This is a genomic window from Spirochaeta lutea, from assembly GCF_000758165.1.
In the GTDB taxonomy this organism is placed as follows: Bacteria; Spirochaetota; Spirochaetia; order DSM-27196; family Salinispiraceae; genus Spirochaeta_D; species Spirochaeta_D lutea.
This window is the reverse complement of the sequence record NZ_JNUP01000049.1, coordinates 45,893-70,040: the sequence shown is the minus strand read 5'-3', so window position 1 is coordinate 70,040 and position 24,148 is coordinate 45,893. Positions and strand designations below refer to the sequence as shown.

Here is a 24,148-nt window from a genome sequence, read left to right as displayed (position 1 = left end):
TCGATCTCCTACAACGGGGGCTCAAGACACATTTAAGCTCACTATACCAGGGTATAGACCTTCTGTTATACAGGAGTCCGGGCGGTGTAGTGGGTATGCAGAAGCTCATGGGACCGTTTGCTGCCCGGCTCCTGGAAATACTCCTTATACAACACCTGCACTGCGGGATTCATGTGGGAGCCGCGTAGGGGCTTGCCCTCATCCTCGGCATAGAGGGCCCGCATTCGCGCCTCCCGGATGGCATCGGTGGTGGGCCGGGGCTGACCGCCGCCCCCGATACAACCTCCGGGGCAGCACATTATCTCCACAAAATGGTACGAGGCTTCCCCGGATTCGATACGCTTCAATACCTCAGCAGCGTTTGACAGACCGTGGGCAACCGCCACCGAGAGCTCCTTGCCCTCCAGAAATGCCCAATCACCCTTGGCTCCCTCCACCCGCAGGGTCGCCTCCTTGATCCCTTCCAGTCCACGTACCGGTTGAAGCTCCAGGCGCCCCTGGGGTCCGGGAAGCGGGGCACCGGTGACGATTTCATGAACGGTCCGGAGGGCTGCCTCCATAACCCCTCCGGTGTTCCCGAAGATGTCCGCGGCGCCCGTAGAGATTCCCAGGGGTTCATCCATTGTTCCGTCCTTGAGGCTCGAGAAGGTAATGCCACCCTGATGGATCATGTGAGCCAGTTCCCGGGTGGTTAAGACTGCGTCCACATCCGGGCCGCCGGAGGACTGCATTTCCGGCCTGGCAGCCTCGTACTTTTTCGCGGTGCAGGGCATGACCGATACAACGTAGATGGATGCTGGATCAATCCCCTTGAGTTCCGCGTAGTAGGATTTTGCAACCGCCCCAAACATCTGTTGGGGTGATTTACAGCTGGATATTAGCGGTAGGGACCGGGGAAAATACTGTTCGGCAAAGTTGATCCACCCGGGGGAACAGCTGGTTATCAGGGGAAGCTTCGGTGTTTTGCCGTCCACCAGGGCGGACTTGAGGCGCAGGAGCAACTCAGTCCCCTCCTCCATAATGGTGAGGTCGGCGGTAAAATCCGTATCAAATACCGCGTCGAAGTTGAGGCGCCGAAGGGCTTCCACCATCTTTCCGGTCACCTGGGTACCCGGGGGCATATCGAAACACTCCCCCAGGGCCGCTCTGATGGCCGGAGCGGTCTGCACCACCACATGGAGATCCGGATTGTCCAGGGCATCCCATACCCGGTCGATATGGGAGGTTTCCATGATCGCCCCCACGGGACATACTGCAGCGCATTGGCCGCATTGCACACAGGCAACGGTACTGAGGTCTGCCCCGAAGGCCGGTCCGATAGTAGTGTCGAACCCGCGGCCCTGGGGAAACAGGGCCCCTACCCCCTGGATGCCGTGACATACCCGCACACACCGACGGCACTTTATGCATTTTCCCGTATCACGGCGGATGGCTGCAGTGGAGGTGTCAAGATGTGCCGGCAGCTTGGGCCCCGGGATGGTGTCCCGATCCAGACCCAATCCCGCGGCAATAGCCTGAAGTTCGCACTCACCGTTTCGAAAACAGGTTCCGCATTCCCCGTTATGCTCACTGAGAAGCAGATCCACCACCATGGTTCGGGCGGTTCGAACCCGCCGGGTGGTGGTTCGCACCTTCATACCGTCCCAAACCGGGGTGGAACAGGCTGCCATGAGGCTTTTCGCCCCCTCAACCTCCACCACACAGACCCGACAGGCTCCCAGGGCCTCGTGGGTCTCCATATTGCATAATGTGGGTATGACAACCCCGGCTTTTTTGGACGCATCAAGGATGGTAGAGCCCGGCTCAACCTTAACCTCCACACAGTCGATTGAAACCTTACACATTTACCGCCTCCTTGGATGCATCCTCGCTCCGGCACTTACCGTATTCGCAGCGCAAACAGCGCGCCGCCTGTTGAACCGCGACGGTTTCGTTCCAGGGCAGTTCAACCTCTTCAAAGGTGTGGCATCGACGCTGTACCTCCATCATCCGCACGGGTTCCCGGCCTGTCTCAACCGGCTCATCGCCGGGTTTAAACTCAACATCGACCTCACGATCAATCCGCCAGAAGGCGTTGTTCTCTCCGGTAAACATCCGGTCAATGCCCACCGCGGCACGTTCGCCTGCACCGATAGCGGCAACCACCGAGCTGGGACCGGTTACCGCATCACCCCCGGCAAACAGCCATTCCACCGAACTCTGTCCGGTGGCAGGGTCCACGGCGATCCATCCTGCCCTGGTACGAATAGCGGTAAATCCGGAAAAGAGTGCCGTATCCACGGGTTGCTGCCCGATGGCAACAATGACCTGGGTACAGGGGATGTCGAAGAGCTGCTTCCCCGCCTCGGTCGGCCTGCGGCGGCCGCTGGGGTCGAATCCGCCGAGCCGCATGGATGAACACCGCAGGGCAGAAACGGGGCTGCCGATAACCTCCACGGGCTGGGTCAGTCCGCATATCGCGACCCCTTCCTCCTCGGCGGCCTGCAGCTCCTCGGCATATGCCGGCATCTGATCCCGGGTTCTGCGGTACACAATAGTCACCTCCTTGGCCCCCAGGCGTACGGCGGTCCGGGCAGCATCCACCGCAGCGTTTCCGCCTCCAACGACAACGACCCGGTCGGCTACCGGAACCGAGCCGCGGATGTTGTATTGACGGAGGAAATCCACGGCGTGTACAACCCCCTTCGCCTCTTCCCCGGGTATGCCCAGGGTGGTAGACCCCGGCGCACCCATGGCAAGGAATATGGCTTCGTACCCCTGGTTACGCAAATCCTCAATGGAATAGTCCCGTCCCAGGCGTGAATCGGTGTGGATCTTGACCCCCATCTGCTCGATCATTCGAATCTCCCGAGCCAATACCTCCCGGGGTAAGCGATAGGCGGGAATTGTCTGTACCAGCATTCCCCCGGGGCGCTGTTCCGCTTCAAAAATATCCGGCTCATAACCCAACCGAGCAAGGAAGTACCCGCAGGATAGACCAGCGGGACCGCCCCCGATGATGGCGATGCGCCGCTCCTGGGTACGGCTGTTAGCCCGTACCTCGGGCCGTTGAATAGTGACCTCCTGGTCCACCATGAACCGCTTGATGGAGCGTATTGCCACCGGGTCGTCAATGGAACTGCGCCGGCAGCGCTCCTCGCAGGTATGGAAACATACCCGGGCACAGACCGCTGCGAAGGGATTCCGGTTGCGGTGGAGCTGGAGGGCATCGGCATATCTGCGTTCCTTCACCAGGGCTACGAAGCCCGGCACATCCACCCCAGCCGGACAGCCGCTCTGACAGGGGGCCCGGACTAAGCCCGGGCAGATGCCCGCAGCACAGTGGTGGGAGCGGATATGCTGTTCATATTCGTGACGGAAGTGCCTGATGGTGGACAGAACGGGGTTGGGTGCGGTCTGTCCGAGGCCGCATAAGGCGGTTTCCCGGATCTGTTCACCAAGCCGAACCAGGGTGTCGATGTCTTCCATCCGGCCCTTGCCGGCACAAATCCCTTCCAGTATTTCAAGCATCCGTTTGGTTCCAACCCGGCAGGGGGCACATTTTCCGCAGGATTCCTCTTGGACAAATTCCAGGAAGAAGCGGGCGACATCCACCATGCAGGTCTCTTCATCCATGACTATTAATCCCCCGGAGCCCATAATTGCACCCAGCTCGTTAAGGGTTTCATAATCCAGGGGCACGTTCAGATGCCCCTTGGGAACGCAGCCCCCGGAGGGTCCTCCGATCTGGGCTGCCTTAAACTCCCGTCCTCCCAACATTCCGCCGCCGATATCGTAAAGCAGTTCACCCAGGGTGGTTCCAATGGGTACCTCTACCAAGCCCGAGTTAGCAATGGCCCCGGCCAGAGCGAATACCTTTGTCCCCCGGCTGCCCTCGGGGCGTTTGCCGTCGTGTACGAAGTCCAGGTATTTTTCCGCCCCTTGGGAGATGATGAGGGGAACGGTGGCATAGGTTTCCACGTTATTGAGCAGGCTGGGAGAGTTCCACAACCCCTTTTCCGCGGGAAAGGGCGGCCGGGGACGGGGTTCACCCCGTTTGCCCTCGATGGAGTTCATGAGGGCGGTCTCCTCTCCGCAGACAAAGGCTCCTGATCCCTTGCGGATTTCCAGGGAAAAACCAAACCCGGTTCCCAGGATGTTTTCTCCTAACAGGCCAATCTGGCGGGCATCTTCTATGGCATGCTCCAAGCGGGACACGGCCAGGGGATACTCAGCCCGGACGTAGACGTACCCCTGGCGGGCACCAATGGTGAAGGCAGCCAGGGCCATACCCTCAATGAGGTCGTGGGGTGCACCTTCAATGATGCTCCGGTCCATAAAGGCCCCCGGATCGCCCTCATCGGCGTTGCAGATCACGTATTTCGGCGAAGCAGGCTGATTCATGGTGCTTTGCCATTTCAGCCAGGTTGGAAACCCTGCCCCTCCCCGGCCTCTGAGTCCGGATTCCTTCAATTCGGCGATGACCCCATCACCGCTGCCCTCGGCTAGAACCTGGGTGAGGGCGGAGTATGCGCCGTGAGCCACGGCGGATTCGATTCTCTCGGGATTCACCCGGCCGCAGGAACGCAGGGCGGATTTACGCTGCTTACTGAGGAAACTGGGAGCGTCCGGCCAGCGGGCGGGATGTTTCCGGGATACGGGTTCAGCCTGGCTGTCGTCCCAGTCCTGTATGAGCTCCCGGACACTCTCGGGTGTGAGGTGTTGGAAGAGAATTCCGGCGGGATCAAACCGAGCCACCGGCCCCTTTGAACAGGGGCCCAGGCATCCCGAGGGAACTACCTGGAGATTCAAGCCACGTTTGTCCGCCGATTCTGTGGCCGCTTTGATTACATCCTGGGCACCCGAGGCTAGGCACCCGCCTCCGCAGCAGACATGCAGGGTGGGTGCGCCCGGGGCTTCCGCTTCAATGGTACTTGCCCGAAATACCTCCCAATCCCCGAGGGTTTTCAACTTCTGTTTATTAGGCATCAGAATCCTCCTGGTTCCGGTACTGTTCACAGAGTTCATGTACCTTTGCCGGAGAAACCCGCTGGTGGGTGTTGTCATCTACCATGACTACCGGGGCCAAGCCGCATGCTCCGAAACACCGCCCGGTCTGGAGGGAGAACTGGCGATCCTCGGTGGTTTCACCGTCGGAAATTCCAAGTTCAGCCTCCAAAGCCTGCTGAACCCCCTTGCCGCCCCGAACATAGCAGGCAGTACCGAGACATACCCGGACGGTATGCTTCCCCTTGGGAACGGTGGAAAAGTAGGAGTAAAAACCGACAACTCCGGTTACTTCGCTGTATGGAACGTGGAGGAAGCGGCTGATATGGTGCAGGACCGCATCGGGCAGGTAGCCGTAGGTATCCTGGGCAAACTGAAGGGCGGGTATGAGTACACCCGGCATTTCCTTGTGCTTGTCAAGAAATTCTGACAATTTCGATAGATCCAGGGCTTCCCGCCCGAGGGCAGAAGCCATCCCGCTCTTAGAACACATACAATCCCCCTTGCCGTATATCTCATGCGCATTACCTGCGCGAATCTTCCGGGGTACACCGTGTTGCAGTATCTCTAGCTGTTATCTGGTTGCTACGGATAATTCCGTATACATAATGATCTATCGATATAAAATAATCGTACGGGCAGTCCGGTGGTACGTCAAGGATTTATTGGGATGTTTTTAGGGTGATTCCAATGGCCCCCATCCTTGACCCGGGAGGGCTGGCCGTTCCCCTGGCCGGGGTGCGGAAGGATGGCGAGGGCGGGGACATTCCTCGAGCAGTCTCCACCCAACCAAGGATTCCCGAGAGGACCCCCGCCCTCCGAGCCCATTGCCACAGACCCAGGAGACCTAGGGCAAAACTATGCTATACTGGAGCGGATCAGCCATACCCCTGATCCATAAACACCGAAACGGTGCACGATGTTTGAACAGATAACCAAGAAGTGGGGACCAATGAATAAGGATACCAGTGAATTTGGCGAAGAAAGCTTCGAAAATCTCATTGAAAAAAGCCTCGAAGGGCTATCCCGGTTTGAGCCCGGACAGATGCTTGAAACTACTGTTATTTCGATCTCAGGTGGAACCGTGTTTCTCCAGCTGGGGGGAAAGAGCGAGGGAGTCCTGGATGCCTCTGAGGTGAGCGAAGAGGATGGATCACTCCGGGTGAAGCCGGGAGATACCGTCCGGGTCTTTTTTCTGGCATCCCGGGACGGTGAACTCCGGTTCACCACCCGAATATCCGGTGATGAGGCCGGATCGGCGATGCTCCAGAATGCCTATGAAAACGCCATACCCGTGGAGGGCCGCGTCGAGAAAGAAATAAAAGGTGGATTTGATATACGAATTGGCGAAGCCCGGGCCTTCTGCCCCTTCTCCCAGATGGGCCGAAAACGGTCCGAATCATCGGATGAGTGGCTGGGGAAGACATTACCCTTCAAGATTCTTGAGTTCAGAGAGAACGGCCGTAGTATTCTTGTTTCCCACCGCGCGATCCAGGAAGAAGAGTATGCTGAACGGATTGCTGCGTTAAAATCCTCCCTAAAAATAGGCATGAAGGTCAGGGGAGAAGTAAGCTCCATCCGGGATTTTGGCGCCTTTGTGGATGTCCAAGGAGTACAAACTCTGCTACCCATCTCCGAAATTCAGCAAGGCCGGCTCAATGATGTGGCCGAGGTTCTTTCCCCGGGCCAGGAGATTGAGGCCCTCGTTATCAGCATCGACTGGGAGCGGGAGCGAATCGGGCTGAGCATGAAGGCCCTGCTTCCCGATCCGTGGGAGAAGGCTGTTGAAAAGTATCCCCCGGGATCACGACACAACGGCCGGGTGGCCCGCCTCACCGATTATGGTGCTTTTGTCACCCTTGAACCCGGCTTGGACGGATTGATCCACGTGTCGGAACTGACCAAAAATGAAGGCCCTACCAAGCCGCGGTTCCTCTTCAAGAGGGGAGAAACCCTGAAGGTCGAAATTATTTCCGTGGACCCGAAACAACAGCGCATAGCCCTGAAACCCGCTTCCTTGGATATAGATGACGATAAGTATGCCCAGTACGTTGAAACCGCCGACGAGGAATCCACCTATAACCCCTTTGCCCAGTTCATGAAGAACCGGAAGGAGAAGGGATAGGCTCTCCAGGAATGGAAGATCCGTATGAGCCGTAACCGGCCGGTTACTTCCGGGGGATACCCCGGAGGGGCCGGTAAAACGATGGTGTGTGCGAAAGGCTGCACCAAACCACCTCGGTAACGTTACTCTTAAGGATCGGTCACTTAGTACGCAAAAGCCTGTAAACTACACCGGATATAGCGGGGTTGACCGGGTTCTGGCCCCAGAGATAGCGCCCCGAATGGGGAATGTTACAACCCTTTGCGCACTATCGGTCGGTCACGCCGGTCCCGACCCCGGCAAACCACTCGGTAATATCGGTAAATAACCGGGTTCGTTGCTCGTCGGTGTCCGGTCCATGGCCCATCTCAGGGTAGGTAATCACGGTGCAATCGCTTAAACCGAGTGTCCTTGCCGCCAGAGACGATTCGACGGGAGAACTGGTGTCTTTCTCGCCATGCAAAAAGAGAACAGGAACCGGTACATCCCTATAGAGGTTTGCCGGGGTATAAGAAAAGTAGGAAGACCAGCGGCGGTACGGCCAGCCGAGATACCACCTATCAATGGATTGGGGATCCTGCATGATTTTTTCCCGGGCTTCGGCGACATGACTCAGTCCGTTTCTGTACTGATCGTTCATGGACAAGGGTGATTCAGCCAGGAGCATAAACTCATCATACTGATTCATGACCCCGGCACCAACGGCAACAAGCCCGGTAATCTCGACTTTCCGCTCCATAGCTTCGTAGACCGCAGGAAGAAGGGCGCCGCCCTCGGAAAAGCCCACAAGGAACACCTCATCATACTGATACCGTGAAAGATGATCATCGATCCCTCTCGCGTGGGAGGATGCATGGTCCTCAACCGTGTAAGAAGCAAGGACGGAGGCATCACCATAAAACTGACCGCCCTTGTGCATGCCGGGTTTTTCGGGAATAAGGATATCCGCGGAATCCTTCCAGGCATCAAGAATAACGTAACTAACGGTATATGAGTCCAACCGCCCCGTCTCTTCCGTTCCCAGCACGGAGTAGAGCCCGCTTCCCTCAAGATATACAATCAACCGTCTGGAACCGGGCACCATCCACCGATAGTAGGTGCTGCTCCCCCTAGTACTATGGTCAATTTCATCATAGTACCTCTGAAACAGCCTAGCTTCAGGAGAGCTGACACAGGACACCAACGCCAGAAGTAGACCCATGTAAAGTAGTACCAGTCTTTTCATACCATCCCCTATACACGCGGAAACCAAGATCCCCAGGATTTATACCTGAAGCAATGTCTCCCACAAAAACCCAAACACCCCACACAATCCGAGGATACACGGCGACCCCTTAGAAAATCACAACCCTTCCCGCACCGGGAGGGCACCCCAGGAGTTCCCGACAAAAAACCGAACCTTAGAGTCGGACTCAAAGTTGCCCTTTTTCACTCCCGGGCGGTATTATGGAAACAGGCCGGGCGAGGCTGCCACAGGCTACCCGAGCCAGAATCACTAATAAAGGAGCATTGTTATGGAATACCGAAGACTCGGACAATCAGGATTGAAGGTGAGTGAAATCGCCTATGGCTCCTGGCTAACCTTCGCTAACCAGGTTGAGTTGGATAGCGCCAAGGACATTATCCACAGGACCTTTGAACTCGGGATCAACTACATCGACACCGCAGATGTATACAACAGAGGCCAGGCGGAGAGCCTTCTGGGCGAAATCCTCCCGAAATACAACCGCCGCCACTACGTCGTTGCCACCAAGGCCTTCTGGCCCATGTCGGACGACCATGTGACCGACCGGGGACTGAGCCGCAAACACATCATCGACTCCCTGGAAGGAAGCCTGGAGCGCCTGCACCTGAACTACGTGGACATCTTCTACTGCCACCGCTACGACAGCGAAACACCCCTGGAAGAAACCCTGGAAGCCATTGAAGACCTCATCCGCCAGGGAAAAATCATCTACTGGGGAACCAGTGAGTGGACGGGAGAGCAGATTGCCCAGGCCTACAGCATCTGTAAGGCCCGAGGCTGGCATCTGCCCGTGGTGAACCAGCCGGTGTACAATCTGCTCGACCGGGGTATAGAGAAGCAGATCCTGCCGACCTGTATGAGCCTGGGTATGGGTACCGCCAATTTCAGTCCCCTTTCCCAGGGGATTCTAACGGGCAAGTACTCCGGGGGAACCATTCCCAAGGACAGCCGGGCAGCCAACGAGTCCCTGAATATGTTCATCAAAGAACGCGCCTCGGACACCAAACTTCTGAACAAGGTAGATTCCCTGGGCCCCATCGCCGAGTCCTACGGTCTGACCATCGCCCAGCTTTCCCTGGCCTGGATTCTCCAGAACCCGGGCATCAGCTCGGTCATCACCGGAGCCAGCCGGATCGACCAGCTGGAAGGAAATATAAAGGCCTCGGGGGTAACCCTAAAACCCCGAGACATCACCAAGATCAACAAGCTCTTCCCCCTAGTGTAATCAAACCGTCTCCCACACAGCCCCCCGGCCCGCCCGGGGGGTGTTTCTTCTCGCCCCCTCAGGGGTTGAGGCATGAGAATCCCCTACCAGATTCCCCCCCAGCCGACATTTCCCTTTGACGCATCCCAAGAAGTAGCGGTACAGTAGGTCGTACCAGCATAATTATACCAAAATCCACGCCCAGGAGGCTTTTCATTGAATACCATTATCGAAAAAACCCGGCTCTCCGAAGACGTCTACAAGATGGTCTTCCAGGCCCCCTATATTGCCGAGGCTAGGAAGGCCGGTCAGTTCCTGATCATCCAACTTGACACCGACTTCGGTGAACGCATCCCCCTGACCATTGCCGATGCAGACGAGCAAGCTGGCACCATTACGATTATCTTTCAAGCCGTGGGAAAAACCACCCGGATGCTTGGGGATCTTAACCAAGGTGATTCCATTGCCAACGTCCTCGGGCCCTTGGGGACCCCCACGGATATCCGCCGAGTCGGTACCGTGGTCTGCGTCGGGGGCGGAATCGGGGTTGCGCCCCTTCACCCCATCGTCCAGGCCTACAAGCAGGCAGGCAACAAGGTCATTACCATCATGGGCGCCCGGAACAAGGACCTGCTCATCCTGGAGGAAGAGATGCGGGCCCACAGCGATGAGGTCATCATCTGCACCGACGACGGCAGCTACGGACGCAAGGCCCTGGTGACCCAGCCCCTGAAGGAACTCTGCGAACAGGGGATTGTGGACGAGGTTACCGCCATCGGTCCGCCCATCATGATGAAGTTCTGCGCCGAAACTACCCGGCCCTTCGGCGTCCATACCATGGTGAGCCTGAATACCATCATGGTGGACGGCACGGGCATGTGCGGGGGTTGCCGGGTGACCGTGGGCGACGAGACAAAGTTCGTCTGCGTTGACGGCCCGGAATTCGACGCCCACCTGGTGGATTTCGACAACATGATGCTCCGCCAAAAAGCCTACAAGGAACAGGAGCAGCACGCCGACCATGCCTGTAATATCGGATTGGATGTAAGAACCCCCCAGGGAGGAACAAAATAATGGCAGACCATAAAACAGCAGAAACCCTGGCCTCCGAGGCGCTGAAGCTCTGGGGTGAATACCAATCCCGCCAGGAAGCCGGGGATCTAAAGGTTAAGGAGCGTCTTGGCATTCCCCAGCAGGATATGCCCGCCCAAGATCCGGTGGTCCGGGGCGGCAATCAATGTGAGGTTGCCCTGGGATACACCGAGGAACAGGTACGCCTGGAAGCCCTGCGCTGTCTCCAGTGTAAAAATGCCCCCTGCGTAGCCGGCTGCCCGGTATCCATTGACATCCCCAGCTTCATACAAAAGGCAGCCGAAGGGGAGTACCAGGCTTCCATCGATATTATAAAGGAGAGCAGCCTGCTTCCCGCGATCTGCGGCCGGGTCTGCCCCCAAGAAAAGCAGTGCATGGAACACTGTACCGTAGGAAAAAGTCTGAAAGACCCCATGCTGTCAGTGGCCATCGGACGGATTGAGCGCTATGTCGCTGATTGGGAACGGGAAGCCGGGAAGATCACCCCTCCCCAGGTGGGTCCGGAAACGGGGTTCAAGGTGGGCGTTGTAGGATCCGGGCCTGCGGGATTAACCGCTGCAGCGGATCTTCGCAAGGCCGGCCACCAGGTTGAAATTTTCGAGGCCTTCCATAAGCCCGGAGGTGTTATGATCTACGGGATCCCCGAGTTCCGATTGCCCAAGGCCATCGTCGAACAGGAAATCGCCACCCTGGAGGCCATGGGCGTTAAAATCCACCTGAATTTCCTCATCGGACGAACCCGGACCATTGATGATCTTTTGAATAAAGACGGCTTTGATGCGATTTTCATCGGTTCGGGAGCGGGCCTGCCCAAGTTTATGAGCATTGAGGGGGAGAATCTGGTGGGGGTCTTCAGTGCCAACGAGTATTTGACCCGGAGCAACCTAATGAAGGCCTATGATAAGCAGCGGGTGGACACCCCCATTTACCCCAGCGAGAAGGTGGCGGTCATCGGCGGGGGAAATGTAGCCATGGATGCGGCCCGGATGGCTCTGCGCCTAGGTGCCAAGGAAGTGAATGTGGTGTACCGCCGCACCCGGGAGGAAATGCCCGCCCGGGCCGAAGAGGTTGACCATGCCATAGAGGAAGGGATTATCTTTCACTTTCTCCATAACCCCACCCGCATTATCGGTGACGAGCAGGGGAAGGTCTGCGCCCTGGAGGTGCAGCGCTACGAGCTGGGTGAACCCGATGACTCGGGTCGGCGGCGCCCGGTCGCCATCCCCGGCAGCGAGTATCAGATTCCCATGGACACGGTTATTCCGGCCCTGGGAAACGTGAGTAACCCCCTGATCCGCCAGACCACCAAGGAACTAGAAACCAACAAGTGGGGCAACATCCTCGTGGACGACGAGAACCGATCCAAGATGGACCGGGTCTATGCCGGGGGCGATATCGTTTTGGGTGCCGCCACGGTAATCCTGGCCATGGGTGAGGGCCGGCGAGCCGCCGCCGCTATCACCAAGGATCTGACCTCGGGCCGCTGGGGGTAGCCCCTGGCCCGGGGAGCACACATCATTTATAGGTGCGGGGTAGCCCCTGCCCCGAGGAGTACACCGGAATACGACCTTCCCGGGGGCAGGGAAGGTATGGCAAGGGTATAATAAAGCGCAGAAGGCAGGAAACGGCAGCACAAATAGCAGAGCAACCTATAAGTTCACGTCGCCGGGGCGTTATGGTGCAACCTTTTGCGCATGATATTTGCCTGTTGCTCACCCCGGTACCCACAACTTTTTCTTGTTGTGAGCACAAACTCCGACTATACTGATTCAATGAATTACCATACCATCTACACGAAGATAGTTTACTCTAATTTAACAGCAAAGAGTGTCTTCTCGGATAGCGTTGCCTACATTAAAAAAGCCTGGAAACCCTACGGGGTCATTGCCGGGCTCCTGATGCTGGTAGGAGTCCTGGGCTCCCGGGTGGGTTTCATTGCTCGCCCCTATAATTGGCTCAGGCAAACCCTGGGTGATAGCGCCGGAATGGCTGTACTGGGTGCTGTTATGGTGATTCTATTGTTTGTCCTAGACTTCGTTGTACGAATTCTCCTGGAAATCTGGCTTACCAAGGCTGCATACCAAGACCTGCAGCAGCCTAATCACGCCGGGATGTGGGAACAGATACGCAGGAGCTTCGGCGGAGTTGTAAAAACCACCGTGTTCGGATTTCTATACCTGTTAAAGTATCTCCTGATCCCGATGGTGATATTGATCTTTCTTACTATTCTTACCATGGTGTTCTTGCCTATCCCAGAAGTCCTTGCCCCTAGCCTAACGAGCATATCGGTGTTTGGCTTTTTTGTAATAGCATTCTTTATCGGTCTCCGGTTATTCATGTCACCTCAGATAACCGCTGTCACGGGCATCTCGGGAAGTCCGGCTATTCACCTTTCAAGGGAATTCTATAACCACCATCGAAAACCTATGCGGATCTACGGAATCTACTACGCATTAGCCTTGCTGATCCTCGGAGGCAGCAGCCTCTTGAATCTCTCCCTTACCGACGGCATAGGAGCCTTAGATGCAGTGGGAAGCAATCTATTGCAGCTGATTCAAATAGTGGTCTCCACAGGTCTGTACACCTTTCTCATCGTAGTACGAAGCCGTATTCTGCGAAGCATGGATGTAGAGAACCCCATCCACTCCGAGGTTCCGGCTGCCCAACCCGAGGCGGTTCCAGAACCGCCCCAGGGGTAACCTCGGTCGTCCACCGGTTAATCATCCAGCAGGGCTGACGCCTCGGAATAGCTGTGGGTCTCCATGATCCGGCCACGCAGCTCCTCCGCGCCGGGGAAGTCCTGGAGGTAGACCTTGAAGAATTTTTTCATAATCTCGAAGTTACGCCGGCCCTCGTAGGCATCCCGGTAGGCCTTCAAGTGGTTCCGAGCCCACCCCAGATGCTCCTCCCGGGAACTCTCACCGAAGGTGGTGAACTCGGGTTTCGCCAGATCCCGGAAGATATAGAGGTTTTCGAAGATCCCCCGGCCTACCATGAGCCCCTCGGCTCCGAAACGCTGGGAGTAGGTTTTCAGCTGGTGGTGATTATGCAGGTCCCCGTTACCGATGATCAGGGTAGGCAGGTTCCGGCCGGTGCGCAGATCGCTGACCCGGCGGATCTCCCGCCAATCCGCCTCACCCTCTGACATCTGGGCTGCAATCCGGCCATGGACGGACAGGGCTGCCAGACCCTGGTCCAGCAAGAATCCGCACCACTCAGCCGTTGCAGGCCGGGAAAACCCAATCCGGGTTTTAACACTCACCGGCAATTCCCGGTCCGTCCCGGCGGTATAGGCGCGGGCACCCTCCTGGGCGGCGGCAATCAGCTCGGCAGCCAGGGCGGGGTTGGTTATCAAGGCGCTGCAGGCTCCCTTTTTGGTGATCTTCGGCTGGGGACAACCCATATTGATATCCAGGCCGTCGAATCCCCGCTGACCAAGCTCCACCGCAGCCTTGTAGTAATCCTCGGGGTTGTTGCCCCAGATCTGCGCCACAATAGGATGCTGCCGGGGATGATACTCAGTCCGGCGCAGAGCCTCCCGCTCACCGGCCACCAGATGCCCGGCCCCAATGAACTCGGTAAAAAATACATGGGGCCTCCCCGCCTCACAGACGATATCCCTAAAAACAATATCCGTCACATCCTCCATGGGAGCTAGTAGGGTAAATGGCCGGGGAAGATCCCGCCAAAACCCCAGGGGAACGTCTATGGAAGGGGTCTTGGGTGCCATGGCAGACTCAGCATCGGTGTAGCGGGGCATTTACGAAGGCTCCTTTTCCAGGATCATATTCAGTCGAGGCGGCCGGCGGGCGCCTACCCGGGCGATCTCCTGCTCCAGCCGGCTGACCTGACGCCGGAGGGCTGCATACTCCCTATGATGTTTCACATGGAGGATGTAATCCCCAATAAAATCGATCCGCCGGGCATGGTCCCGGGGATCCCAGATTACCTGATCCTCGGTCTGGATGAGAAAACCATCCCGACAGCTGCTCGGGCAGGCCTCAGTCCAGGAATTACCGCCATCTCCATGGTTAGGCGTGGTGGGGTTAGCACCCCAGGGAACAGCCCCGGGGGTGGCCGCCTGGACCAGGTCTGCCAGTTCATCCCGGGAGTAGGTTTCCCGGTGACTTATACCCAGCAGAGAGTCCACCCTGGCCTTGAGATGGTGCAGATCCCGGAGAACCTCCTGTGCCGGGTCCAGGCCATCTCGGACCATCTCGCTGATAATCAGCCGCCCCCCGGGCCGAACCCAGGACCATAAGAGGTTGAGAGATGCATGGGGATCGGGAAGATGGTGCAGGGCGATTCCCAGGCACACCGTGTCCCAACTATCGGGCTGAGCAAAATGGGGAGCCCGATCCGCGAGATTCTCAATACCGGAGTGAACAAACTCGAATGTCAGTCCCGGGGGGGCGTAGGCGCGGAAGTGTCGGCGAGCCTGATCGACGGAGTCGCTCTCGGGATCGAAGCCTGCAAGAAAAGACATGCCGGTTCCGTCAACCAGAAGCTCCTCGCCGAACTCTCCGTCACCGCAGGCAGCGTCCAGGGTACGACCCAGGGGGCGGCGGTTCAGGGCCTCTAACCAGCCATCACGGTCGGGACTCACGCCAGGTCTCCCCGGTCTTCTAAGCCTCGGACATCCAGCCAGTCCTCGGGGGCTGCATCAAAGGCATCTGATAGATAATCGTCCAGGGACCATCCCCGGGGAATCGGCCGGGAGAGCCGCTGCTTCCAGCGCCGGGTTCCGGGCTTGCCGCTGAACAGCTCCAATATCGGCCACACAAGATTGCGCGGATTGAGCCCTTCCTCGGCCTGAACCCGGAGATACTGGAAGAATCCCTGGATAACCTCCCGGCGGCTGGGAATCACAGCCCCGCCGTCGGGCCATGTCCGGTCCTGCACCCCGAAGTACCGCCTATCCATCTCCGAAAAGAGGTAGGGATCGTCGTAACTGGCCCGGCCTACCATAACCGCATCCACATGCCTGAGATGCTCCGCTATAGCATGGTGGGACTTAATACCGCCGTTGATTTCTACGAACAACTCGGGATGCTCCTGTTTCAGCCGGTAGACATCGGGGTATCGAAGGGGCGGAATATCACGGTTCTCCTTGGGGCTCAACCCCTCGAGAATGGCGATCCGGGCATGCACCGTGTAGCGTTCGGCCCCGGCACGGCTGACTGTCCGGATGAAATCCACCATCTGGTCATAGCGCTCCATCTCGATGTGGCGGGTGTAGGAGCGGATTCCAATGCGGTGCTTAACCGTTACCGGTTTATTGGTATTTGAAACCATAGCGGAAACCAGCCGGGCTACTAAATCACCCTCGGCCATAAGACAGGCACCGAAATCGCCGTTCTGGACCCGGTCGGAGGGACACCCCACATTCAGGTTGATTTCGTCATAATCCCAATCCTGGGCAATCCGCACCGCCTCGGCCATCTCCTCGGGATTCCCGCCCCCCAGCTGCAGGGCCAGGGGCCGCTCCACCGGGTCAAAATCCAGGAGCCGGTGCCGGTCTCCGTGGATAATCGCCGCCGCAGTGATCATCTCGGTGTATAGGAGGGTCCGCCGGGTGAGCAGGCGAAGGAACCGCCGGAAATGCCGGTGGGTCTTGTCGATCATGGGGGCCACAGAAACCGGGGCGGGAAGAATGGGGCGCAGAGGCCTACCCTGGATTATCGCAGGGTCCGCCTTCACGGCCCGGCTGTCACCATCGGCTGCGGAAGAATGTGAATAGGCCTGGATCCCGGATGCCATGGGCAGGCGGGGGGTATCAGGATCGGGTCTACCGGAACATGTCATCATCACGTCCAGAATTCCTGGATCTTGCCGCTGCCCAGACACTCGGTACCGTGGTAGAACACGGCGAACTGCCCGGGAGCAACGCCCCGGTCGGGTACGTCCAGGGTTACCCGGAGGCGGAAACCGGGGTTCGGCCGGATGAAAGGTGGGGATTCGGATTGGGGGGGCCGCGCGGCCTGGGTGGGACTCAGCTCTTTAGCCTCTTGCGCTGCCTGGGGCGGATTCGCGGCCTGGGTGGGACTCAGCTCTTTAGCCTGGTGCGTTGCTTGGGGCGAATTCGCGGCCTGAGAGGTGCTCACCCCTACCCCCGGCCCATCGGCCGGGCTCGTTACCTGAACCGAGGCCCCGGCCCCTCGCGGCGCCTCCGGGCTCAGCCCATCGGCCGGGCGCGTTGCCTGAACCGAGTCCTCAACCGGCTGGGTTGCCCCCGCAGGACCCGGACTATCAGCCACCCAGTCAAGGCGGCAGCCCACCAGCTCGGGGCCATGGCGGAGCTTGGCGGTGAGATTGGCATTCAAATCATCTATAGAGGAAATTCCCGGCATGGAGGGCAGCCCGGTGTCAGGGTTGGTACCGTAGAGCCAGGTGAGCTCCGCCACCTCGAAGCTGGAGCGGGTCTGATCGGCCACGTGCTCCTGGTGGCTCACGTAGACGATGTTGGCCGCCGGATCCTTCTGCACCACGTACCAGGGACCGTTACCCAGGCCCAGGCCGCTGCGCTGGCCGATGGTGTGGAACCAGAAGCCCCTGTGGGGCCCCAGGACCTTGCCGGTCTCCAGCTCCCGGATCTCCCCGGGCTGCTCTCCCAGGTAGTGGCGGACGAAGTCGGGGTATTTGATCTTGCCCAGAAAGCAGATCCCCTGGCTATCCTTGCGATCCTTGTTGGGCAAATCCAGCTCCTGGGCCAGAGCGCGCACCTGGCTCTTCTGCATGGAACCGATGGGAAACCAGAGCCGCCGGAGCTGATCCTGGCTCAGATGGCTGAGGAAGTAGGTCTGATCCTTCACCGGGTCGGGAGCCCGATGCAGATGGGCGTACCCCGCCTCATCATGCTCCACCACACCATAATGCCCCGAGACCGCCACATCAAAATCACCCTGGACCCTATCAAAAAAGGCCCCGAACTTGATCCGCTGATTACAAAAAATATCCGGACTCGGCGTACGGCCCAAACGGAGCTCCGCCAGGGCATACTCAACAACTTTATTAAAATACTCGGTTTGAAGGCTCACCACCTCAAGAGGCACCCCCGCCTGCTCACAGACCGCCCGGGCATAGGACAAATCCTCCTCCCAGGGACACTCCCCCAGGTAGGACACATCATCCTCGAGCCAAATCTTCAGGTAAAAGGCAGTAATATCCGTGTAGCCGCGCTTTTTTACTTCCCACAGTGCCACTGAGCTGTCGACCCCTCCCGAGAGGAGGACTGCTGCTTTCATAACTCCCTATCATGCCTAAAAACCACCGCCCTGACAAGCCGGCAGCCTCTTCGCGTTCACCCCGACGCATTCTGCTTTTGTTGGGCACCCCGGAGCCCCTACCTCCCGGCCCCCTCCCGAATTTCTACCGGTACTTCTCGGGATTTTCCGGTTTTTCCGGTTTTTTCGGGCACCCCGGGCGACCCGGAGCCGACATCAACCCCCCGCACCCCACACCGCCCCGAGCCCGGAACAACCGCCCCCGCACCCCGCCTATCCCCCATCCCGCTCCGGTCCCGCCCGGCCGGGCTGTACGCTGCAAGTCCTCCCCCGGGCCGGAGACACCGCCCCGCACCTTCCCCGCCGCCGGCAGATCCCCACCTCCCGGAACCGTTCCGCCCACCCGGCGCCCTCCGGCTCGGTCCCCCTCGCCGGAACGCCGGGCCCGGGCTGCGGGCTTTCCGCTGCCATCCCTGGTGCATTTGGTACCCGGACCAGGGCTATGGTACCCGGATGACCACCTTTCCCCGGGCATGCCCGGAGATAACGTGTCCGACTGCCTGGGGTGTTTCGGCTAAGGGGTATTCAGCCTCGATGACAGGGCGTATCCCCCCTTCATCAGCTATCCGTGCGAGGGTCAACAAATCCTCCGCCGTCCCCTTGGCACTTAACACTCGGAATTTTTTTGAACCCAAGGAAAGGAATCTTCCGAACAGGAGGGATCTGAAAATCTGTCCCAGGGATCCCCCGGCACACACACAAACGCCCCCTGGGGCAAGACACCGTTTATAGGTTACAAGGGAGTAACTCCCGTTAATTGCAATAATTACATCGTACACACCGTATTCATCATCAAACCCATCCCGGGAATAATCAATGACCCGATCAGCGCCCAATCCCCGTACCTGCTCCATATTCCCCGGGCTGCAAACCCCGGTCACTACGGCGCCGAAATGCTTAGAAAGCTGAAGGGCATAGCTACCCACCCCGCCGCTGCTTCCCACAATCAGCACCCTTTTCCCCGGTGAGACCATTCCCATTCTCAGAGCCTGCAGGGCTGTGCCCCCTGCCAGGGGCAGGGCTGCCGCCTCAGCGAAGGATAGGCGTGATGGTTTTGGCGCCAGAACCCCTTCGGGTGCTACCGCATACTCGGCAAATCCCCCGAACCCTGCGTTCGAAAGATCCCCGATAATCTCATCCCCGGGTTTAAAGCGCACCACCCGGCTCCCCACAGATTCCACGACCCCGGCGATATCCGCTCCGAATATCTTGGATTTGGGTGCTATCCCCATCTTCATCATGCGGTAATCAGCGGCATTAACCGATGACGCGTGAACCTGTATTACCACTTCGTCATCCCTGGTAGGTACGGGTTTTTCTGCCTCTCCAACTACCAGGAGTTCATTCGGATTCCGCCCTTTTTTAAACAAGACTGCTTTCATTGTACTGCTCCCAACTATCTTTGATTGTCTCAGCCCCGGCCGGAACCGACATTCCGCCCGGGCCCTCTAGTATCCGACGGTTGACGGAGAACCTTCGTGTAAGAACGGTGGATTTTTTTCTGAATCTAGAAAGAACAGTGCGCCGGACTCCATGTTGGTTCCCAGGAAAGCCCCGATATTCTGAAAGGTGATTTTACCCGGAGACAACACTATACTTAGCGTATGGCACCTCGCGAACAAAAAGACAATTCTCCTTACCACCTGTTCTTTACCGAGCCGGAGCTCCAGCAAGCCCTCTCGGAGGTCGGGGTCTTTATAACCGAGTATGCCACGGGGCGTACCTTCGCCAGCGATGTCTGGACGTCCATGGGGCTGCCCGACCGGGATATTAAAAGCCACGAGGGCTGGCTGGATCTGGTTCATCCCGAAGACCGGCCCCGGGTAGAGGAAGCCACCCGGCGGGCCCTAAGCGGGGAGTCCCGGATCTTTGATGAAATGTTCCGGATGCGGGACGCCCGGGATGAGTATCACTGGATCTACAACCGGGGCAGGACCGTCGGCCGTCTACCCGACGGCAGGGCGGCCTACTATATCGGCAGCGATGCGGATGTCAGCCGCCTGAAGGAGATGGAACTTCAGCTGGAGCGTGATCTACAGGAACTGGAAACCCTCCAGGAAATCGTCCGGGTTATCGGATCATCCCTGGACCTTCAAGAAACCATTACCCACATCCTCGAGCATACCCGGCGACTGATCCCCTACGACACCGCAAGCCTTCAAATACTGGAAAAGGACCACACCCGGGTAGTGGGTTCCTTCGGATTCAAGAATCCCCGGGCGGTCAACCAGCTCACCATTCCCTTTCCGAAGAAAAACAGCCTCAGCACCAGGGCCATCCAAGAAAAACACCCCATGGCAACCAACAACCTTTCCCGGGATTTTCCGAGTTTTACCTACATGAAAGAGGAACGGCCAATCCTCTCCTGGATGGGGATTCCCCTCATCCGGGGCGGCGAGGTGATCGGATTACTTACCCTGGACAGCACCACCCCGGACACCTACCAGCAGCGCCACATGCACCTGGCCGGGATTGTAGCGGACCACATAGCCATCGCCCTGGAAAACGCCCGGCTTCACGACAAGACCTATCAGCTGGCCATGTCCGATCCCCTCACCGGCCTCGGCAGCCGCCACCGTCTGCACATCGAGGGACGGTTGCTTTACGAAACTGCCCGGCGGTCGGAGCACCCCCTATCGGTCCTGATGATCGACCTGGACTTTTTTAAACAGGTTAACGATACCCACGGCCATGGGGTGGGCGACAAGGTTCTGATCCGGTTAGCAAATCTTTGGCAACAGGAGATGCGGACCACCGATCTGCTCTGCCGATTGGGGGGCGAGGAGTTCGTGGCGGTGCTGCCCGAAACCCCCGGAAGCGAGGCCGGTGCCCTGGCTGAGCGGCTCCGCAGTCTCTCAGCCGGCCTGAACCAGCCCGAATTGGGTGCACCGGTGCCCATAAGCATCGGCGTGGCCGAGCTTTCCCAAGACCCGGTTCTCTCCCTGGATACCCTCATCAGCCGGGCGGACCAGGCCCTCTACCAAGCCAAGAACAGCGGTCGCAACCGTGTAGCCATTTTTGGTCAGAATGATTATCCATAAACCGACTGTTGCACCCCGGCTTTTCGGTTTAAAATAGATGTATGCTCTTTGATCCAGCCCAAGCCCTTAACCACCAGAGTATTCCTCCGGGAACCATCCTGACCATCCAGGGACGGCCCAACCGCGCCCTGATCCTGCTGCACTCCGGGCTTGCGGAGCTCCTGGCCTTTTCCGGCGAGGAGCTGCCCATCCGGCCGGAGCAGATCATGGAGCAAAGCCACCGGGTGGGCCTGCTGAAGGGTGAATCGGTGTGCGGAGTGTCCAGCTTCACCCGGGATGAACCCGAGCAATGGTCCATCCGGACCGTGAGTGAATGTATTATTTCTAGTACACCCGTGGAATCCCAGGAGCTGTTGGAGACCTTCCAGAAGAACATGGCCCTCAACCTCCAGGTACTCCGGGCGCTGCGCCAGCGAATAGATTCTGCCCTCTTCCTGGCAAAAAACTACCGCTACCTCTGGCATAAGCTGGCATCCATCGCGGATTCCATTGCCCTGGCCCTGCCCCCCCAGGCCCTGGGGGATGTCCGGGCATTCGAATCACCCCAAGAACCACCCCAACCTGAAGAGGAATCCCAATCCCCCGGGACGGTTCATGGCGGCCAGAGTCCCGAACCACCCGAGAAGCCGACCCGGGAGACCTCCCCGCTGGGGGAGTATGCGGCCTATCTCCAGGGGAGGGCCAGAGCCCTTGAATCGGTGAATCTGGAACCCTGGGATCCTAACCTGTTTTTAGACCGGGTCCAGGAGGCATTGGAGCTCTACGGCGATCTTGATGACCATCCCGTGGAAAACATGATTGATTATCCCCAATACCTGTTCCTCAAGCGCCTCATTGCCAAGGACGATAAGACCCTGGCGGGGATTTTTTCCCAGGATGAGCCCAGCAACTTTTATGTGTTCCAGCTGCTGTCCCAGTATTTGGCCACCCTCTTGACCGCCAACAGGGATCTGGTGCAAGCGATCTTGGATCTTACCTCCAGGCTCTACGGCCCCCGGGGCTGGGTCCTGGAGCTGGACCATTACGGCTTTATGGCCTCGGGACCCGGTACCCCGCCGGGCATAGCTGCCGAGGGACCCCCTGCCGGTGACCAGTCCGCCTCAGGAACCGCCTCAGGAACCGCCTCAGGAACCGCCTCAGGAACCGCCTCAGGAACTGCCTCAGGAACTGCCTCAGGAACTGCCTCAGGAACTGCCTCAGGAACCGCCCCGGGGGCGTCCGTCGCCGGGTCGATGGCTGGATCCGAATCAGGCAGCTCAGTTTCGCCTGACGGGTCGAATGCTCCCCAATCCGTCGGCGGGGCGGGATATTCCCTGTCCGGCGAACCATCCTACGGCCGGTTTTTAACCTATCTCCAACGCTTTTCCTGGCGCTGCCGGGTAGACGGGTTGAAGCTCCTGGGCCGGGATATTTCCAGGGATTATCCAGGATTCAAGCACCTCACCAGCCGCACGGCATCAGCCGCTACTGCCTCAGGCCTACTATCCGCCGGAGCAGCCGGCGCCGAGTTGCGTACCGGTGCCGGTGCCGCCGGGGTTGGTGCTCCGGGGGCTCGAGTTGGTGCTGTGGCCGGGGTTGGTGCTCCGGGGGCTCGAGTTGGTGCTGTGGCCGGGGAATCCGGGGGCGGCACATCCGACAGGCTCGGGCGGCTGGATAAGTACAACGGGCTCTTGGCCCAGCTGCTGGGGTTTGCCGAGATGGGCAGCGATTTCAACCGGGAGTTTACCGAACTCATTCAGCGTCTTGCCGGAATGGAGGATGTTTTCAGTAGCACTAAGGAAGCTCAGCAGCTCCGCAGCCAGATATCCTCCCGGTACTGGAAGCTCTATGAGCGCTGTTTCCTGAAGGTCATCGATTCGGACCTCAAGGGATTCATTCCCGGCATCATGCTTCACCTCGGATTGGTGGATGAAACCCTGGTTACCCGGGAGGAGCTGATCGAGCTGGATGCCCTGTATTCCCAGGTTCTCTCCCTGGAACAACCCGTTCCCGTTATGACCCTTCCCTATTTTCTGGAAAAAATTTACACCGGGACCGTGCAACCCTCCATTACCGAAATGGGAGAGGGCTTCGCAGAAACCCTCCGGAAACAGAGGAAGCAGCCCCAGGGTAAACGCGGCAAACAGAAAGAATACCAGGACACCCCCGAGGACCGGGTTCGCTGGGAACTCAGTCTCATAGCCCCCCAGCTTTCCCGGCTTCTGGCAGGAGGCCGCAACCACGCCCTGCCGGTTCTCTGCAGCCAGTCTCTCCAAGGCGGTCGGATATCCGGGCTGTTCCAGGATCCCCACTCCCTATCCAGCCGGATTGAGGCCGTTCATCAACGGGACTTCACCCTGTTTCACCGGGAAACAGTTTGCCGCCACCATTTCGGCAGCGATTTGGTAAAAAAATCCGTGGCACCCAACATTGTCCTGTACCCCGGAGCAGGCTCGCGGATGATGATGTGGCAGGAGATCGACGGTACCAAAAAGGATACCCCGGGCAGAATTATGGTGCCGGCCTTCTTCGCCGGCCAGGCAGATCAGGCCATAACCCACGTGTTAGCCCATCTTCGATGGGAACTATCCCGGGTTGTAGCGGGGCCCAACTGGATGGATGCCGTAGAAGGGGGGCTCTCGGGTGCGTACTACGATTACCTGGCCTTCTATAAAAAGAACCCCCACCTCTCCTCGGCCCATAAGGAAAAGATCAAGGACTTCATTGGGAAAACCCGCACGGAACGTGAACGCTTCGCCCTGGACTACTACACCTGGGTGATGCACGAGTACGAGGACAAGGTCAGGCTGAACCCTGTAGCCCGGGATATCTTCTACCGGTTCTGCCCCTTTCCCAAGGAACGCCGCCAGGAGATGGCAAAGCGTCCCCTCTTCAGCGATCTGGATATGAAGTACAACAACCGCACCCGGAAGGAGATTCTCAAGCTGGAGAGCCGGTTCAAGCGCTTCGAAAAGGCCGAAAAACCGGTGCCGGAGGATATGCAGGCCTACATGGACTACCTGACAGGGTAATCCCTTTCCATGGATCTAGGTGAAATTCTAGAGGAATGCCCAGAACGGGCGGCGGGTATTCGCCGTCACCAGGAAATGCGCCGGGCCTGAATGAGGTTTATAGTGCGCAAAAGGTTGTACCATTGCACCCCGGCGACACCACCCATGGGTGAAATGATTGGTTGCGCCGCTATCTTTAGTG

Annotated in this window: 16 protein-coding genes; 7 read left to right on the top strand and 9 right to left on the bottom strand. The window is 58.4% G+C overall.

What is annotated here, in order from left to right; genetic code table 11:
* Positions 1 to 65 precede the first annotated feature (65 nt).
* From DC28_RS06220 to nuoE, 3 genes are read right to left on the bottom strand one after another with little or no spacing between them, the layout of a single operon-like run.
* Positions 66 to 1,844, bottom strand: a complete 1,779-nt coding sequence (locus DC28_RS06220; RefSeq protein WP_037546947.1) for an NADH-dependent [FeFe] hydrogenase, group A6 — start codon at positions 1,842 to 1,844, stop codon at positions 66 to 68.
* Positions 1,837 to 4,968: an NADH-ubiquinone oxidoreductase-F iron-sulfur binding region domain-containing protein gene (locus DC28_RS06215; protein WP_037546945.1), complete on the bottom strand. Its 3,132-nt coding sequence runs from the start codon at positions 4,966 to 4,968 to the stop codon at positions 1,837 to 1,839. Before DC28_RS06215 ends, DC28_RS06220 begins: the two co-directional genes overlap by 8 nt.
* Positions 4,961 to 5,479, bottom strand: a complete 519-nt coding sequence (nuoE, locus tag DC28_RS06210; RefSeq protein WP_238565781.1) for an NADH-quinone oxidoreductase subunit NuoE — start codon at positions 5,477 to 5,479, stop codon at positions 4,961 to 4,963. Before nuoE ends, DC28_RS06215 begins: the two co-directional genes overlap by 8 nt.
* Before the next feature lie 459 nt (positions 5,480 to 5,938).
* Here nuoE and DC28_RS06205 point away from each other — a divergent pair, with 459 nt between their 5' ends.
* Positions 5,939 to 7,111, top strand: coding sequence for a 30S ribosomal protein S1 (locus DC28_RS06205; RefSeq protein WP_037546943.1), 1,173 nt, complete (start codon positions 5,939 to 5,941; stop codon positions 7,109 to 7,111).
* A gap of 247 nt (positions 7,112 to 7,358) precedes the next feature.
* Here the strand turns inward: DC28_RS06205 and DC28_RS06200 are convergent, their stop codons facing one another.
* Entirely contained in the window at positions 7,359 to 8,315 is a 957-nt protein-coding gene (locus tag DC28_RS06200; protein ID WP_037546942.1) for an alpha/beta hydrolase, read from the bottom strand.
* 289 nt (positions 8,316 to 8,604) lie between these two features.
* Between DC28_RS06200 and DC28_RS06195 the strand changes: the two genes are divergently transcribed.
* The 4 genes from DC28_RS06195 (at position 8,605) to DC28_RS06180 (ending at position 13,331) form a co-directional block, all read left to right on the top strand.
* A complete protein-coding gene (locus tag DC28_RS06195) occupies positions 8,605 to 9,561 on the top strand; it encodes an aldo/keto reductase family protein (RefSeq protein ID WP_037546940.1) in 957 nt (318 codons plus the stop codon).
* A gap of 195 nt (positions 9,562 to 9,756) precedes the next feature.
* The gene (locus tag DC28_RS06190; protein ID WP_037546939.1) at positions 9,757 to 10,614 is read left to right on the top strand and encodes a sulfide/dihydroorotate dehydrogenase-like FAD/NAD-binding protein; all 858 of its coding nucleotides are present in this window, start codon (positions 9,757 to 9,759) and stop codon (positions 10,612 to 10,614) included.
* Positions 10,614 to 12,125: an NADPH-dependent glutamate synthase gene (gene gltA, locus DC28_RS06185; protein ID WP_037546937.1), complete on the top strand. Its 1,512-nt coding sequence runs from the start codon at positions 10,614 to 10,616 to the stop codon at positions 12,123 to 12,125. Before DC28_RS06190 ends, gltA begins: the two co-directional genes overlap by 1 nt.
* 279 nt (positions 12,126 to 12,404) lie before the next feature.
* Positions 12,405 to 13,331, top strand: coding sequence for a hypothetical protein (locus DC28_RS06180; protein WP_037546935.1), 927 nt, complete (start codon positions 12,405 to 12,407; stop codon positions 13,329 to 13,331).
* Positions 13,332 to 13,348: 17 nt separating this feature from the next.
* On the opposite strand, the gene DC28_RS06175 is transcribed toward DC28_RS06180, so the two are convergent.
* The 5 genes from DC28_RS06175 to DC28_RS06150 all read right to left on the bottom strand — a co-directional run bounded on the left by DC28_RS06175 (position 13,349) and on the right by DC28_RS06150 (position 19,297).
* Positions 13,349 to 14,392 carry a tRNA dihydrouridine synthase gene (locus DC28_RS06175; protein ID WP_052078538.1) on the bottom strand — a complete coding sequence of 348 codons (1,044 nt, stop codon included), beginning with the start codon at positions 14,390 to 14,392 and terminating at the stop codon, positions 13,349 to 13,351.
* The gene (locus tag DC28_RS06170; protein ID WP_037546933.1) at positions 14,393 to 15,238 is read right to left on the bottom strand and encodes a class I SAM-dependent methyltransferase; all 846 of its coding nucleotides are present in this window, start codon (positions 15,236 to 15,238) and stop codon (positions 14,393 to 14,395) included.
* Complete coding sequence (dusA, locus tag DC28_RS06165) at positions 15,235 to 16,440, bottom strand: tRNA dihydrouridine(20/20a) synthase DusA (RefSeq protein ID WP_063135616.1); 1,206 nt, start codon at positions 16,438 to 16,440, stop codon at positions 15,235 to 15,237. Before dusA ends, DC28_RS06170 begins: the two co-directional genes overlap by 4 nt.
* The gene (mnmA, locus tag DC28_RS15365; protein ID WP_052078537.1) at positions 16,440 to 17,876 is read right to left on the bottom strand and encodes a tRNA 2-thiouridine(34) synthase MnmA; all 1,437 of its coding nucleotides are present in this window, start codon (positions 17,874 to 17,876) and stop codon (positions 16,440 to 16,442) included. Before mnmA ends, dusA begins: the two co-directional genes overlap by 1 nt.
* 479 nt (positions 17,877 to 18,355) lie before the next feature.
* A complete protein-coding gene (locus DC28_RS06150) occupies positions 18,356 to 19,297 on the bottom strand; it encodes an NAD(P)-dependent alcohol dehydrogenase (RefSeq protein ID WP_037546930.1) in 942 nt (313 codons plus the stop codon).
* 222 nt (positions 19,298 to 19,519) lie between these two features.
* On the opposite strand from DC28_RS06150, the gene DC28_RS06145 reads away from it, so the two are divergent.
* A complete protein-coding gene (locus DC28_RS06145; RefSeq protein ID WP_037546928.1) occupies positions 19,520 to 20,956 on the top strand; it encodes a sensor domain-containing diguanylate cyclase in 1,437 nt (478 codons plus the stop codon).
* A gap of 41 nt (positions 20,957 to 20,997) precedes the next feature.
* Positions 20,998 to 23,967: a hypothetical protein gene (locus tag DC28_RS06140; RefSeq protein ID WP_037546927.1), complete on the top strand. Its 2,970-nt coding sequence runs from the start codon at positions 20,998 to 21,000 to the stop codon at positions 23,965 to 23,967.
* The last annotated feature ends 181 nt before the right edge of the window (positions 23,968 to 24,148 follow it).